We start from the raw sequence: 15,151 nt of genomic DNA on the forward strand, positions 1-15,151 counted from the left end.
CCTTCCCGGAGCAGTCCTTTTTCCTCGCTAATCTGGAATCGGCATGGCTGACGTCACTTATTCCCGCAACGGCTATGTTGCTTCGACCCGGTTGTACCTTGGGATTTCAAAAGGCACGCTCTACCGCTGGCTTTCGTGGCTGGTCCCCGTGCTCGTGCTGGTGCTTTGGCAGGTCGCCGCACAGGTCGGACTGATCGCCCCGCAGGTTCTGCCCGCTCCGAGCAGCGTCGCGGCCACCGCGCTGGAGCTGGCCAGAAGCGGCGAGCTCTTCGTTCACCTCGGCGTTTCGCTGTTGCGTGCCGCTACCGGCTTTGCAATCGGCGCAAGCGTCGGACTCGCGCTCGGCGTGCTGGTCGGCTTCTCGCCACTGGCGCAGGCGCTGCTGGATCGCTCGGTCCAGATGGTGCGCGCGGTCCCGTTCCTCGCGATGCTGCCACTCGTCATCGTCTGGTTCGGCGTCGGCGAGGTGGCAAAAATCTTTCTGGTCGCGCTCGCGGTGATGTTCCCGATGTATATCAACACCATGCTCGGGATTCGCCAGATCGATCCGAAACTGATGGAGCTGGCGAAGGTGATCGGCCTCGACTGGACCGCGATCGTACGACGGATCGTTCTGCCCGGCGCGATGCCGTCGATCCTGACGGGCGTGCGCTATGCGCTCGCTCACGCGTGGCTCGCGCTCGTCATCGCCGAAACGCTCGCGACGACCAAAGGCATCGGCTTTCTGGCGATGGATGCCCGCGAATTCCTCCAGACCAATGTGATTCTGCTGACCATCGTCATCTACGCGATCATCGGCGTCGTGGCGGACGCGCTGGTGCGACTGCTCGAAGCGCATTACCTCTCATGGCACGCGAATTACGCGCGGGGAGCGCAGCCATGACCGTCACGCTCGCCCACCCTTTGGATGCCGCGCTTCCGGCTTTCACCGAGCAACTGGTGAGCCGGTCGCCGCTCGCCGTCTCGGTGCGCGGCCTGCAGCGCCGCTACGGCAAGCGTGTCGTGATCGATGCGCTGGATCTGGACATCCGCGAAGGTGAATTTATCGCGCTGCTCGGCGAGAGCGGCTGTGGCAAGACCACCTTGTTGCGGGCGCTGGCCGGGCTCGACCGGCCCGACGCCGGCCAGATTCGCGCGCCCGACCGCCCGTCCGTGGTGTTCCAGGAGCATCGGCTTTTGCCATGGGCAACGCTGTGGGAGAACGTCGCGCTCGGTCATGAAACGACGGTCGGCCGTGCCGGTGCAGCGCGCGCATTGGCCGAAGTCGGGCTCGCAGGCCGCGAAAACGACTGGCCGCGCAACCTGTCCGGCGGTCAGGCACAACGCGTGGCGCTGGCGCGTGGCCTCGTGCGCGATCCCGCCTTGCTGCTGCTCGACGAACCGTTCGCGGCGCTCGACGCCCTCACGCGAATCAAGATGCACGGACTCGTCAAGGAACTCGTCGCGCGCCATCACCCCGGCGTGCTGCTCGTGACGCACGACGTGGACGAAGCGCTCACGCTCGCCGACACGATTCTGGTGATGCGGGCGGGACGCATTGCAGCGTCCTTCCAACCGAAAAACACTACGCCGCAGGCATTGCGGCCGATTCTGCTCGAAGCACTCGGCGTTCAGTCTCACTGAACGCTCTTCCGCCTGACTCCAAGGACCTGACAAGAATGAACGATTCTCCGCTGAGCCGCCGCCAACTGTTGCGCGCGGCGGGTGGCCTGCTGGCCGGCGCCGCCGCCGGCAGCCTGTTTCCGGCTCGCGCCGCCGAGCCGCGCAAGCTCACCCGCAACACCGATACGGTTCGCGTCGGCTGGGGCTACGGCAGCTTGCCGGACATCGCCCGGCAGCGCGGTGTGTTCGACAAAACGCTCGCGGCCAGAGGCATCAAGGTCGAATGGGTCGGGCCGTTCCCGAATCATGCGCCGTCGATTCAGGCGGTCGTGGGCGGCAGCGCGGATTTCGGTTTCTGGGGATCGACGACGCCGGCACTCGCCGCCATGCTGGCCGGCTCGCCGCTCGTCTTCAACGCGTTCGATATTTATTCGCCGCGCTCGACCGCGATCATCGTGAAGAAATCGAGTGGTATCAATTCTGTGGCCGATCTCGCGGGTCGCAAGGTCGCGGTCAACCGCTCGGGACTCGGTGAATTCCTGCTGATCGCCGCGCTGGAAAAGCATCACGTCGATCGCAGCAAGGTGGAGTTCGTCTATCTGAATCCGCCCGATGCCGCGCCGGCGTTTGCGCAAGGCGTAGTCGACGCATGGTCGATGTGGTCGCCGGCCGTGGATATCTCACGCTACGCCAACAACGCCAAAGACATTTTCAACGAAGGACGCGACCTCGATTTCCTGATCGACTACAGCTCGCTCGTGTCGCGCCGCAAATTCACCGAAGAGAATTCTGAACTGGTCCGCGCGGTGATCGACGCGTACTACGTGGAAGGCACGTGGCAGTCGGCACATGCGGCCGAATCCGAACAACTGGTGCAGCGGCAAGCCAGATATCCGGATCAGGTGCGCGACTACCTCACGAGCCTGAAGCGCGTGAATCAATTCCACGAGCCCGACGACGCCGCGTTCATCGCGCAGTTCCAGCGCGCCGCAGACTGGCTCGCGGAACGCAAGATCATCAACGCGCGCATCAAGGTCGCGGACTACAGCGTGAAGGTTTGAGGGGAGACACCATGGCTACCTCACTCGTCTCGCCCTTGTCGGCAACGCTCGGCTTCGCCGGGACCCTCACGCAACTCGCCGCGAGCGCGGCGGAGCGGGAACGCAATCAGCGTTTGCCGCACGAGGAAATCGCACAGCTCAAAGCGCTCGGCTTCGGCGCGCTGCGCCTGCCGGCCGACGCGGGCGGCCTCGGCCTGTCGTTGAGCGAATTGTTCGTCATAGCGCGCGACGTCGCGGCGGCGGATTCGAATATCGCGCATGCTTTTCGCAATCATCTGTGGCAAGTCGAAGCAGCGCTCAGACGACGCGATCATCCGTTCCATGCCCACGTTCTCGAACTGACGGGCCAGAAGAAAACCATTGGCCTCAGTTTCGCCGACACCGACGCCGTGGCGGCCGGCGCGCGGCCGAGCCGGGTATTGAGCCGGCTTGAATGGGACGAGGCACGGCGCGCGTATATCGGCTCAGGCGAGAAGGTCTACGCGACCGGCAACCTGTACAACGATGCGTTCGTTGGCCTCGCGGTCGAAAGCCGCGCGGGCAAAACGGTGCAATACGTCCTCGAGCGCGGCGAAGGCGTCGGCAACGACGACGGCTGGCAAGGGTTCGGCCAGCGACTGACGGGTTCGGGCACAGCGAAGTTCGACGCCGTGAGCGTGCCCGCGGCGCATGTCTATCCGCCCGATCCGCCGCGCGCCGACGAAGCCGCGCCATGGGGATACACGTTTCACCAGGTCTATCTGACGAACTGCATCGCGGGTATCGTGCGGCGGGTCGCGCTGGACGCCGTCGAGGTGTTGCGCGCACGCGGACGCAACTTCTATCACGGCGACGCCGCGCATCCCGCCGACGAGCCGGTACTGCAAACGCTGCTGGGCCGGATTCGCGCGTATGCCGCCAGCGTGGAGGCAACCGTCGATCGCGCCGTGGCAGCGCTGCAGAACGCGTGGGATCGCTACGGAACCGCCGACGAATACGACGCCACGCTTGCCGCAACACTCGCGGCGGCGGAAGCCAAGGTCGTGGTCGACGATCTCGCGCCGCAGATTGCCAGTTGGCTGATCGATCTTGGCTCGGGTTCGGTGGTGTCGCGCGTGGGCGCATTGGACCGGCATTGGCGCAACATCAAGGTGATTGCTTCGCACAATCCGCGCCTTTACAAGGAGCGGCTGCTCGGGCAGAACCTGCTGACCGGGCAGCTTCCGCCGACCGGAGCGTTCTTCTGATCGCACACGGCTCGCCGTGTTCGCCCTGATCGCACGCACGCGGTATCGCGTGCGATGTGGGACCCACCGCGCTCAGTCGCTCACCTCGACAGCAACCGGCGAACCCGTGGCACGACCTCTTCCGCGAAGCTGCGCATGTCCGCTTCGAACGGCTGGAACTGCAACATGAAGAGTTCGATGCCCGCCCGGTGAAAGTCGGCCACGCGCTGCGCGACGGTGTGGTAATCGCCGACGAGCCCCGCGGCCGTGCCGCCATTCGACCCGACGCGCGCCGATTGCGCGAAGGTCTGATGCATCACCACGTTGGGATCGATATTGGCCTTCTGCCGCTCGCGCAGCGGCTTGTCCAGCTCGGCCAGCGCGAACAGATGCGCAAGATGAGCCGCTGCCTGCTCCGGCGTTTCCCGCGCGATCACGAACGCCGACAGACCGAAGCGCAACGCCGCCTGCCCGGCAGGACGCTGGCGTGCGCGGACATCCGCAATCAGCCGCGCGACGTCGTCGTGCGGCTGTCCGTTGATAAACCACACATCGCCCTGCGCCGCCACCAGTTCGCGCGCCGGCTCCGATTCGCCACCCACATAGATGGCCGGACGCACGCGATACGGGTCGGCGGGATGCAACTGGTAATCGTCGAGCCGAAAGTTGCCGCCATGATGATTCACGACCTCGCCGCGCAACAGCGCCGCGACGACCTCGATCCATTCACTGCCGTACGCGTAGCGCGCATCGTGCTCGGGAAAACCGATGCCGGCACGTTCGAGCTCGGGTCGATTCCACGCATTCACCAGGTTGATTGCGAAGCGTCCGCCGCTGATGTGCTCGATCTGCTGAGCCATCTTCGCGAGCACGACCGGGTGATAGAGATAAGGCTTGATCGCCGTGATGATTTCGATGCGCGAGGTCAGCGCCGCCAATGCGGCCGACGCGGTCCACGCCTCGAGCTGGTCGAGCGAAGGATCGTGCGGATTGATGGTGTGCTGGGCGACGAGCACCGAGTCGTACCCGAGGCGCTCGGCCTCGAGTACCAGCGCCTTGTTGCGGGCCCATGAGGCATCGTAGGGTTCCGCGGGATCCTGCAACGCGGCGCGGCTGCCGTGCACGAGCGCCCAGACGCCGAAGCGGAGAGGTTTGACTGACATTGCTGAAATACGCGGTGAGGCGGAAGAGCAAAACACCCATGTTAGCCCTGCCTGCACGCGCGTCCTTCCAATTTCTATCGATATGAAAGTGACGTAAACGTATTAAGGCCCGCGGAGCGCGGCGGGCCGTCTCGTACTTCCCTACTTCTCCACCACGCCCAGCAGCGCCTGTTTCCCGCCGACGTATTTGTACAGCGAAATCACGCCATGCCGCAGATCGCCTTTCGAATCGAACTGCGTTTCGCCCAGCACGCCCTGGTAATCGGTCGCCGGCATCGCAGCGAGAATCTTCGCGGAGTCGGTCGATTGCGCGCGCTTCATCGCCGCAACGATCACGCCGACCGCGTCATACGCGAACGGCGAATTCAACACCGGCGCGTAGCCAAAGCGCTTCCTGTAACGTTCGACGAACGCCGGACCGTCGGCCATTTTCAGCAGCGGTGCGCCGGCAATCGAGCAGATCACGTTATCGGCGGCGTCGCCCGCGAGCCTGGCAAGATCGTCCGCGCACAGACCATCGCCGGCCAGCACTTTCACCGTAATGCCGAGTTGCTTCGCCTGCTTCGCGAACGGGCCGCCGGTGCCGTCGAGCCCACCGTACATGATCGCGTCGGGCCTCTCTCCTTTGATCTTCGTGAGAATCGCGCGGAAATCGACGGCCTTGTCGGTGCTCGCGTCGTGCGACAACACGGTGATGCCGTTCGCCTTCGCCTGCTTCTCGAACTCGACCGCCAGCCCCTGGCCGTACGCGGTCGAATCGTCGACGATCGCCACCGTCTTCACCTTCAGCGTTTTCGCCGCGTAGTCGGCGAGCGTCGGACCCTGCTGCGCGTCGGTGGCGACCACGCGGTAGGCGGTCTTGAACCCTTGCAGCGTGTAGGCCGGATTGGTCGCGGACGGCGACACCTGCACGACCCCGGCGTCGTTGTAGATCTTCGACGCGGGAATCGTCGAACCCGACTGCATGTGTCCGACCACCGCGACCACCTTGTCGTCCACCAGTTTCTGCGCGACCTGGGTCGCCTGACGCGGATCGCCCGCATCGTCCTGCGCGTCGAACACCAGCGTGACCTTCTTGCCGCCGATCACGAGACCCGCCTGATTGGCTTCCTCGATCGCCAGACGCGCGCCGTTTTCCGTGTCCTTGCCCAGATACGAGGCCGGTCCGGTGACAGGCGCGGCCTCGCCGATTTTCACCATCTCGTCGGCACGGGCGACGCCCACGGCAGCCACCGCGAGGCTCCCCAGAATGCCGACAGTCGCCATGCCGCGACCCAAGGCTGTACGTTTGCTCATGCTTCACCCGAATAGTAGTGAGTGGTGGTTGGCCGCGACGAACCGGCAGCGCCGTTCGTCGATTGCCGTTCGTCGATTGCCGACTGGATACACAGGCCGCACGCAACTGCACACGGCCGGTCTTGCCGCCTTCGTTTGATCGCTTGCCGCTCGCGGCGCTGCGTCGTTCGTCAGCGGTTCCAAATTTATGTAGCCAGAATGCGCGGGCATTGCACCGATCTGCCGAAAAATAGAAGAATTGCGTCAAGCCGGGAATGCGTGAATCTGTGGCACGTCACCGTATAATCGGAGCAAACCGCCCTCGAGTTCGCGCATGCCGACTGCCCGCTCCGCCCCCTCTGTTTCCGTGCCCGCCGGGCCGTCGGCTCATGCGCTGGTCGAGCAACTGGACACGTTGCCGCGCACGCCGCAGACTCGCCCGAGCCGTTCCGATGCGGAGTTGAGCGTCGCCATTCTGTTGTGGCCGCGCTTTCCGATGCTGTCGCTCGCCGGCTTGTGCGACGCGCTGCGCCACGCCGCGGACCGGGGCGACCAGAGCCGCCAGTTGCGCTGCCTCTGGACGATCGTCGGGGTGCAGGCCGAAGCGGTCGAAGCGAGTTGCGGCATCCCCGTGCAGGTGCAGTCGGCGTTTCCGGACGTCGCGCAATTCGACTACGTAGTCGTGATCGGCGGACTGCTGCCGCATCTGGACCAGGTCGACCGGCGCTACTGGGACTATCTGCAACGCGCCGCTCAGGCCGGCATTCCACTGGTCGGCATGTGCACCGGCAGCTTCGTGCTCGCGCGCGCCGGTCTGCTGGAGGACCGGGTAGCCTGCGTGCACAGCTTCCATCTCGACGACTACAAGCGCATGTTTCCGGCGCTGCGCGTCATCACGCACGCCGACTATCTGATCGACGGCGACCGGATCACCTGCGCGGGCGGCATTTCCGTGGTCGAACTGGCCGCGCGTCTGATCAGTTTGCATTGCGGGCCGGACCGCGCGTCGAAGGTGATTCATCAGATGACGGTCAGCCGTCAAGGCGGCTCGTCGTTCGTCGAGCGGCGCGCCGCGCTGGGTTATCTGTCGGTCGAGGACGCGACCGTCCGTCACGCGGTGCTGCTCATGGAAGAAAATCTGGAAGCGCCGCTGAATATCGCCGTCATCGCAAAGATGATCGGCACTAGCGTGCGCAATCTCGAACGCGCGTTCATGACCGAGATGGACGCATCGCCCAACGAGTTCTATCGCCGGATGCGACTGCGCTACGCGCGCTGGATGCTCGTCAACACGGCGCGCAAGATCACCGACATCGCTTACGAATGCGGCTTCGCGGATTCGGCGCATTTCATCCGCGTATTCCGCGAAGCCTATGGCGTGACGCCCGGCAAGCTGCGCACCTCGCGCGGCGCCGTCACGGCCTGAGCTTTCCAGGGCTGCGACCCACGCCTCGCATCTCGGCGCGATGGGTATCTGCCGCGTTTCTTCTACTTTCCGGCAGATCGATGCAATGCCTCGACCCGAGGCGCGCCGTACATTCAGGTCTTGTACTCCCAACCTGAACGAACCCGCATGACAGCAAAAGCCAATCTCGTGGTGATCGGCACCGGCGGCACCATCGCCGGCCAGGGCAAAGCCAGCGTCAATACGTCCTCGTATCTGTGCTCCGTGCTCGGCATCGACGAGATACTCGGCGCGATTCCCCACGTGGCCAACCTGGCGAATCTGCGTGCGGAACAGTTACTGCAGACCGGCTCCGAGAATTTCAACAATGCGCATCTGCTGGCGATCGGCCGCCGCGTCGCCGACCTGCTCGCACGAGATGATGTCGATGGCGTGGTGGTCACGCACGGGACCGATACGATCGAGGAAACCGCCTACTTCCTGCACCTGACGCTCAAGAGTGCGAAGCCGGTGGTGGTGGTCGGCTCGATGCGGCCACCGTCGGCGATGAGTTCGGACGCGGCGCTGAATTTATACGATGCGCTGGCGGTCGCCGCGCATCCGTCGTCGCGTGGACTCGGTACGCTGGTGGTCGCCAACAATGAGATTCACACGGCGCGCGACGTCGTCAAGAGCAACAGTTTCAAGCTCGACGCGTTCCGCTCGCCGTACGGTGCGCTGGGGGTGGTGATCGAGGGCGTGCCGCGCTATTACCGTCGACCGGCGCGCGCCCATACGCTCGACACGCCGTGGTCGATCGAGTCTCTCTACACCTTGCCCAAGGTCGACATTGTCTATGCGTACGGCGCGCTCGACGCCGACGCGCTCGACGCGATCACCGCGAACGCGCGCGGGCTGATCTATGCCGGGACCGGCAACGGCAACGTCGCCGGTCATCTGATCAATCCGTTGCGGGTGGCGGCAAGGCGCGGTGTCCACGTGGTGCGCGCATCGCGCACGGGCAGCGGCGTTGTGCTGCACAACGGCGCGCAACCCGACGACGAATTCGGCTGGCTCACAGTCGACGACCAGGCGCCACAGAAAGCCCGCCTGCTGCTGACGTTGGCCCTGACGCAAACCGACGACCGGCAAGCGTTGCAGGCTGTTTTCGAGCGTTACTGAAACGGGCGAATCCGGCGCGGCGCGACTGGCGCGCGCCGCTACGCTCAAGCGCCGGGCCGCACGGTCACGAGATCCGCCATGCTGCGAAGGCAAACGCCTCCAACCGGTCACCACCCCACCAAAGCGCCTACAATCCGGGCATAAGGTTTGCTCTGCCGTTTTGCCTGCACGACCTCGTTGTGTCCACACGCGGCCCCGCATAAAACGACAGCGCTCCTCAACCGGAAAGTGTGCTCATGAAAATATCGTTACCGCCGCCGCAGGGGCGGCCGAACCGCGTTTACCCACCCGGCACGCCCAGTCTGCATGGTCTCGCGTCCGTGGTTACCGGCGTGGTGGTGGTGTGCGGGCTTTACTTCGCGCGCGAGGTGCTGATTCCGATCACGCTGTCGGTGCTGCTCAGCTTCCTGCTCGCCCCGCTCGTGCAAATGTTGCGACGGCTGCATATGGGCCATCTGCCGTCGATTTTTATCGCGGTGCTGTTTGCCCTCGCCACCCTGCTCGCGGTCGGCGGGCTGATCACGGCGCAACTGGTGCAACTCGCGGGGGATCTGCCGCAGTACCAGGTGGCGATCGAACAGAAGATCGAAACGGTGCAGGAAAAAACCGTCGGCCGCGCCGATTCGCTGATGAGCCGCGCCGCCGCAACCTTGCAACGGGTCGCGCCGTCCAAGCCGAGCCCGCCGCGTCTCACCGGACGCGCCGCGCGCAATGCGCCGCCGGTGCCGACGCCGGTCGAAGTCCACGAGCCCTCGCCCACGCCGATGCAGCTCGCGCAACGCGCGTTGTCGCCGGCTATCGCGCCGATCGAGACCACTTTCATCGTGCTGGTGGTGACGATCTTTATCCTGCTGCAACGCGAGGATCTGCGCGACCGGCTGATCAGCCTGTTCGGCTCGCGCGATCTGCACCGCACCACCACCGCGATCAACGACGCCGCCGGACGCCTGAGCCGCTACTTCGTCGCGCAACTGGGCGTGAACCTTAGCGCGGGCGGCACGATCGCAATCGGGCTGGCGATCATCGGCGTGCCGGGTGCGCTGCTGTTCGGCGTAATCGCCGCGCTGCTGCGCTTCGTGCCGTATATCGGCATCTGGATCGCGGCGATCCTCGCGGTGTTTCTCGCCGCCGCAATTCAGCCGCAATGGACCATGGCGGTCTATACGCTGATCCTGTTCATCGTCGTCGACGTGGTGGCCGGGCAGATCGCCGAGCCGCTGCTGTACGGCCATCGCTCGGGACTGTCGCCGCTCGCGGTGGTGGTCGCGGCGATTTTCTGGAGCTGGCTGTGGGGGCCGATTGGCCTCGTGCTGTCCACGCCGCTCACGCTGTGTGTCGTCACGCTGGGGCGTTACGCCGACCGGCTGAACTTCCTCACCGTATTGCTCGGTGATCAGCCCGCGCTCACACCCGCGCAGAACTTTTATCAGCGGCTGCTCGCGGACGATCCGCACGAAGCGATCGTGCAGGCGGAGCGCCTGCTGCGCGAGATGTCGCTGATCGACTACTACGACAAGGTCGCGCTTGAAGGCCTCAAACTCGCCCGCAACGACGCGATGCGCGGTGTGCTGATGCCGGACCAGTTGCAGCGGATCAACGACGCGCTGGTCGATATCGTCGAGAACCTGGAAATCGCCGACGGCTTGCCGGACCGCATGTCGCGCCCCGATCCGGCGAACGCGGCTGGTGCGCTGCTGGCGTCGGTGTCGGCGGATCTTTCCGAGCGGCACGACAGCCACATTGCAGCGCATCCGCAGTTGCGCGCCAATGCGCAGAAGACTTCCGTGCTGTGCGTGCCGGGCCGCGGCGCATTCGACGAAGTCACGACCGCGGTCGCCGTGCAGTTGCTCGGCCGCTACGGCCTCGCGCCGATGATGGCCACGCACTCGGGCTATCGCAGCGCGCGCGCCGACGAACCGAGCTTCCAGGACGCGCCGATCATCTGCATCGTCTCGCTCGACGCGCCGGAGTCGCCGCCATACCTGCGCAATATGCTGCGGCGCACGCGCGAATGGCGGCCACGCGCGACGCTGGTGGTCGGTGTAGGCGGCGCGGCAGAGGGCACGCCGGAGACGGGCGCAACGGGTGCTTCGCATTCGGCACCGACCTTCCGCGGGATGATCGAGGAATGCCAGGCGGCGTCGAGTGTGCAGCACACGCGGCAGGCTTCGCATGTGGGTGGAGCGGATTGATTGTCGGCACAGGTTAGGTTGAATGGGTTGAATGCTTGAACAAAAAACCGCGAGTCACGTGAGTGGCCCGCGGTTTTTTTGTACCCAAAATGAGGACAGCCCAGCACACACCCTCCTTCATACTCGATTATCGATTCGCCCCGCGTCGAACCAAGGGCCCATCAGCGGCCCCGGCGGGCAATCCTTAGCCTTGAGGACCAGGAGACACGCATGAGCCGCAGCTTCAAACCCTATCCGTTTTCGCCGCGCCACTATGAAGGCGCGGCACCGCCGCTAATCGACGGCCGCGACCCGGTGCGGCGTGCCGTGGCGATTGTCGGCGGCGGGCCGGTGGGCCTTACGCTCGCGCTCGCGCTGGCCCGCCAGGGCGTGCGCTCCGTGCTGATCGAAGCCGACGACAGCGTCTGCACCGGCAGCCGCGCAATCTGTATTTCGCGGCGTAGTCTGGAGATATTCAAGCGGCTCGGCGTGCTGCCCGGTTTCCTGCAGCAGGGCTTGCCGTGGACCGGCGGCCGCAGCTTCTACCGCGACGCCGAAGTGTTCCGCTTCGCGATGCACCAGGACGACGAGCAGTCGCTGCCGCCGATGATCAACATCGCGCAATATCAGATCGAACAGTTGCTGCTCGACGAGGTGGAACGACACGCGGATCTGATCGACATCCGCTGGCAAACCCGCGTGACAGGTATCCAACGGCATGACGGCCACGATCGGAACGGCGGCGCTACCCTCGACCTGCGCACCGGCGACACCGCGTGGCAAATGGACGCCGACTGGGTCGTCGCGTGCGACGGCGGCCGCAGCACGATTCGCGAGGCGCTCGGCCTCAAACTGACGGGCACCACGTACGAAGGCCGCTATGTGATCGTCGATATCGAGCTGAACAGCTCGCGCGCCACCGAACGCCTCGCCTATTTCGATCCGCCATCCAATCCGGGTTCAACGGTACTGGTGCATAAGCAGCCGGACAACGTCTGGCGCATCGACTACCAGCTTCGCGACGACGAAGATCCGGACGCCGCCATCCGACCGGACAACGTGATGCCGCGCGTACAGAGTGTGCTCGATTCGATGGGCGAAACGGGCGACTGGTCGCCGATCTGGATCACCGTCTACAAGGCCAATGCGTTGACGCTGGAGCGCTATCGCCACGGCTGCGTGCTGTTCGCGGGCGACGCCGCGCATCTGGTGCCGATCTTCGGCGTGCGCGGCGCGAACTCGGGAATCGACGACGCCGACAATCTCGGCTGGAAACTCGGTTGCGTGATCAACGGCATGGCCGCGCCGCGTCTGCTGGACAGCTACAGCGACGAACGCGTGTTCGCGGCGCGCGAGAACCTCAGCTATGGCATGAAGAGCACCGAATTCATGGCGCCCCCTTCGTTCGCGTTCGATCTGATGCGCAACGCGGTGCTCGGACTCGCCGCGCAGCATGCCGCCGTGCGGCCGCTGATCAATCCACGGCAGACGCATGCGATTGCGTACGCGCAGTCGCCGCTGAATCACGTTACGTCCGAGCCGATGGGTACGTTTAGCAAGGGTCCGGCGCCGGGCAGCGTGCTGCCCGAATGCCGGCTCAAAAAGCGCAACGGCGACGGCGTGGATGTCGACATTCATCTGACGGATTTGCTGGGGCCTTGCTTTACGGTTTTGCGTTTCGGTGCTGATCCGGAAAGTGGCCACGGCAACGTCACCTGGCAGCAGATGAAAAACACGCTCGCCGCACAAGGCATTCCATTCAGCCTGGTCACACTACTCACGAGCGACGCGGCAAGTACAACGGCACGGCAGGTACGCGATCACACCGGCCGCTTGCACGACCTGCTCGACGCCACGCCCGGCACGGTCTATCTGATCCGCCCCGACGGCCATGTGCTGGCCCGCTGGCGCAACGGCAATGCGGCCGAAACGCTGCGTGCGCTGGCCGCCGCGCTGGCCAACTAAAACAGGAGACCCATCATGACCGATAGCGATCTCGACCTCGTCTACACGACGCTCTGCAAAACCCTCACGACCGAAGGCGAAGCACATGCGTCGCTGTATCTCGCCCGCCTCACGCTGCTGTGCATGACCGAACTCGACGACCCGCAGCAAGCGTTGGCGTTGATCGAAGCGGCTCGCTTGCCCGCCTCGTCCGCTATGACTTCGTGAGACGCAAAAAAGCCGCCGCGCACCTGAAGCGCGCAGCGGCTTTTCGTTTCTGCAGCCGTGTTACTGCCTCGGATACAAACCCAAGGTGCTCGCATGCAAACGCGCGAGACCGAGCAATGCATCGGTGTACGGCGTCAGCACGTCGGTCAGTTGACCCAACTCACGCACCGCGGCGACCAGCGCGTCGAGTTCGACCGCCTTGCCCGCCTGCACGTCCTGCAGCATCGAGGTTTTCATCGCGCCGAGTTTCAGCGTGACCTCGTGCCGGTCCGCCGGTGCCTGCGCAATCGGAATACCGAAACGTGCGCCGATTTCCTTCGCCTCCAGCATGATGCTCGTGACGAAATTGCGCACCAGTTCGTCGCTGAGAATCCGGTCGGTGGTGGCACCCGTGAACGCGCTGATCGGGTTCATCGTCATGTTGCCCCACAGCTTGTACCAGACGTCGCGCTGAATCTGCCCGGACGCCGACGCGTTGAAGCCGGCCGCCTTGAGCGTGGCGGTGAGCGCCGCGACACGTTCGCTCGCGTGCCCCGATGCCTCGCCGATGATCAAGCCATTGCCCTGGTGATGACGGATCACACCCGGCGAATCGATCAGGCAACTGGCGTGCACCACGCAGCCCACCGTCTGCGCACTCGGAATCGCGGCGGCAATCGCGCCGTCGGGATCGATCGACTTCAGCCGCTTGCCCGCGAAGTCCTCGCCGAGCCCGTCGCAGAACCACCACGGCACGCCATTCATGGCCGTCAGCACGATGGTTTGCGGGCTCAGTAGCGGCGCGATGCGCGCGGCCACCGACGCCATGGCCGGCCCCTTGACCGCCACCACGACGAGATCCTGCACGCCGAGATCCGCCGGTTTGTCGCTGGCTGTGACGTTCACGGCGTGTGTTTCACCGCCTTCGATCAAACGCAGGCCATGCTGCTGCAATGCCGTGAGCGTCGCGCCGCGCGCCACCACGCTCACGTCATGACCGGCCTGCGCCAGCTTCACGCCCATCCAGCCGCCGATCGCGCCGGCGCCGTAAATTGCTACTTTCATCGGTTGAATCCTTGTTTGTGCTCGCGTTGATGCGGCGTTATTCGCGTGTTATTTCCGCACTATTCCCGCGTTATTCCTTATAGCTCGCGTCGATGCGGTCGACCTTGCGCACCAGCGCGTCGAACACGTCCTGCCCGGCGCCGTGACGCGGATCGAACTGTAGCGCGTCGCGCGAGCAGCGGATCGCGACCTCTTCCGGCACCGGCCGCGCGCGGCCCATCGAGAAGGTCGCCATCTGGATCTCGCAGGCGCGATTGAGCGTCCACAGCATCGCGAAAGTTTGCGGCAGCGTATGGCCCCACGTCAGCAGCCCATGATTGCGCAGAATCACCGCCTGTTTATTGCCGATATGCTCGAGCAGCCGCGGCCCCTCTTCCGCATGCACCGTGATGCCCTCGAAATCGTGATACGCGACACGGTCGTGCAATTGCGCGCTATAGAAGTTGGTCTGCTGCAAGCCCCCTTCCAGACACGCCACCGCGACACCCGCCGTGGTGTGCGTGTGCATCACGCAATGCGCGTCGGGCAAGCCTTCGTGAATCGCCGCATGCACGACGAACCCAGCGGGATTCACTGGATACGGCGAGTGATCGAGCACGCGACCGTGCGCGTCGATCTTCACGAGATTGCTCGCCGTCACCTCGCTGTAGTGCAAGCCGAACGGATTGATCAGGAAATGCCGCTCGCCACCGCTCACGCTCGCCGGGACCCGCAACGTGATGTGGTTGTAGATCATCTCGCTCCAGCCGAGCATGTCGAAGATGCGATAGCACGCCGCCAGTTGCACGCGCGCGTGCCATTCGTCGGGATGCATCGCGGCGGTCTTCGGCACGCTTGCGGGTTCCATTTCGAGGGTGGTCATGAGGATCTCCGGGGTTATCGTTCTGGCTTA

The 15,151-nt window shown here is 64.7% G+C and carries 13 protein-coding genes; 9 read left to right on the forward strand and 4 right to left on the reverse strand.

Features of this window, described 5'->3' with window-relative positions:
* Positions 1 to 43: 43 nt before the first annotated feature.
* The 4 genes from FA94_RS28380 to FA94_RS28395 are packed head-to-tail and all read left to right on the forward strand — an operon-like array spanning position 44 to position 3,889.
* Entirely contained in the window at positions 44 to 883 is an 840-nt protein-coding gene (locus FA94_RS28380; protein WP_035557586.1) for an ABC transporter permease subunit, read from the forward strand.
* Positions 880 to 1,623 carry an ABC transporter ATP-binding protein gene (locus FA94_RS28385; protein ID WP_035557589.1) on the forward strand — a complete coding sequence of 248 codons (744 nt, stop codon included), beginning with the start codon at positions 880 to 882 and terminating at the stop codon, positions 1,621 to 1,623. Before FA94_RS28380 ends, FA94_RS28385 begins: the two co-directional genes overlap by 4 nt.
* Positions 1,624 to 1,658: 35 nt before the next feature.
* On the forward strand, positions 1,659 to 2,663 hold the full coding sequence (locus FA94_RS28390; RefSeq protein WP_035557591.1) for an NrtA/SsuA/CpmA family ABC transporter substrate-binding protein: 1,005 nt from the start codon (positions 1,659 to 1,661) through the stop codon (positions 2,661 to 2,663).
* Between the two features lie 11 nt (positions 2,664 to 2,674).
* Positions 2,675 to 3,889 carry an acyl-CoA dehydrogenase family protein gene (locus FA94_RS28395; RefSeq protein ID WP_035557595.1) on the forward strand — a complete coding sequence of 405 codons (1,215 nt, stop codon included), beginning with the start codon at positions 2,675 to 2,677 and terminating at the stop codon, positions 3,887 to 3,889.
* An 80-nt stretch (positions 3,890 to 3,969) separates the two neighbouring features.
* On the opposite strand, the gene FA94_RS28400 is transcribed toward FA94_RS28395, so the two are convergent.
* Both FA94_RS28400 and FA94_RS28405 read right to left on the reverse strand, forming a co-directional pair.
* Complete coding sequence (locus FA94_RS28400; protein WP_035557598.1) at positions 3,970 to 5,031, reverse strand: LLM class flavin-dependent oxidoreductase; 1,062 nt, start codon at positions 5,029 to 5,031, stop codon at positions 3,970 to 3,972.
* Positions 5,032 to 5,172: 141 nt separating this feature from the next.
* Positions 5,173 to 6,297, reverse strand: coding sequence for a branched-chain amino acid ABC transporter substrate-binding protein (locus FA94_RS28405; protein WP_035557601.1), 1,125 nt, complete (start codon positions 6,295 to 6,297; stop codon positions 5,173 to 5,175).
* 343 nt (positions 6,298 to 6,640) lie between these two features.
* Here FA94_RS28405 and FA94_RS28410 point away from each other — a divergent pair, with 343 nt between their 5' ends.
* From FA94_RS28410 to FA94_RS28430, 5 genes are all read left to right on the forward strand, one after another.
* On the forward strand, positions 6,641 to 7,732 hold the full coding sequence (locus FA94_RS28410; protein ID WP_051980826.1) for a GlxA family transcriptional regulator: 1,092 nt from the start codon (positions 6,641 to 6,643) through the stop codon (positions 7,730 to 7,732).
* A 147-nt stretch (positions 7,733 to 7,879) separates the two neighbouring features.
* Positions 7,880 to 8,872 carry an asparaginase gene (locus FA94_RS28415; RefSeq protein ID WP_035557605.1) on the forward strand — a complete coding sequence of 331 codons (993 nt, stop codon included), beginning with the start codon at positions 7,880 to 7,882 and terminating at the stop codon, positions 8,870 to 8,872.
* Positions 8,873 to 9,108: 236 nt separating this feature from the next.
* Positions 9,109 to 11,064 (forward strand): AI-2E family transporter, encoded by a 1,956-nt coding sequence (locus FA94_RS28420; RefSeq protein WP_035557609.1) that lies wholly within the window; start codon positions 9,109 to 9,111, stop codon positions 11,062 to 11,064.
* Between the two features lie 210 nt (positions 11,065 to 11,274).
* Positions 11,275 to 13,008, forward strand: coding sequence for an FAD-dependent oxidoreductase (locus FA94_RS28425; RefSeq protein ID WP_035557612.1), 1,734 nt, complete (start codon positions 11,275 to 11,277; stop codon positions 13,006 to 13,008).
* 15 nt (positions 13,009 to 13,023) lie between these two features.
* Positions 13,024 to 13,215, forward strand: a complete 192-nt coding sequence (locus FA94_RS28430; RefSeq protein ID WP_035557615.1) for a hypothetical protein — start codon at positions 13,024 to 13,026, stop codon at positions 13,213 to 13,215.
* Positions 13,216 to 13,275: 60 nt separating this feature from the next.
* Here FA94_RS28430 and FA94_RS28435 read toward each other — a convergent pair whose 3' ends face one another.
* Entirely contained in the window at positions 13,276 to 14,259 is a 984-nt protein-coding gene (locus FA94_RS28435; RefSeq protein ID WP_035557618.1) for a 2-dehydropantoate 2-reductase, read from the reverse strand.
* A 70-nt stretch (positions 14,260 to 14,329) separates the two neighbouring features.
* The gene (locus tag FA94_RS28440) at positions 14,330 to 15,121 is read right to left on the reverse strand and encodes a class II aldolase/adducin family protein (protein ID WP_035557622.1); all 792 of its coding nucleotides are present in this window, start codon (positions 15,119 to 15,121) and stop codon (positions 14,330 to 14,332) included.
* Between the last annotated feature and the right edge of the window lie 30 nt (positions 15,122 to 15,151).

This window comes from Burkholderia sp. 9120 (assembly GCF_000745015.1).
Taxonomy (GTDB): domain Bacteria; phylum Pseudomonadota; class Gammaproteobacteria; order Burkholderiales; family Burkholderiaceae; genus Paraburkholderia.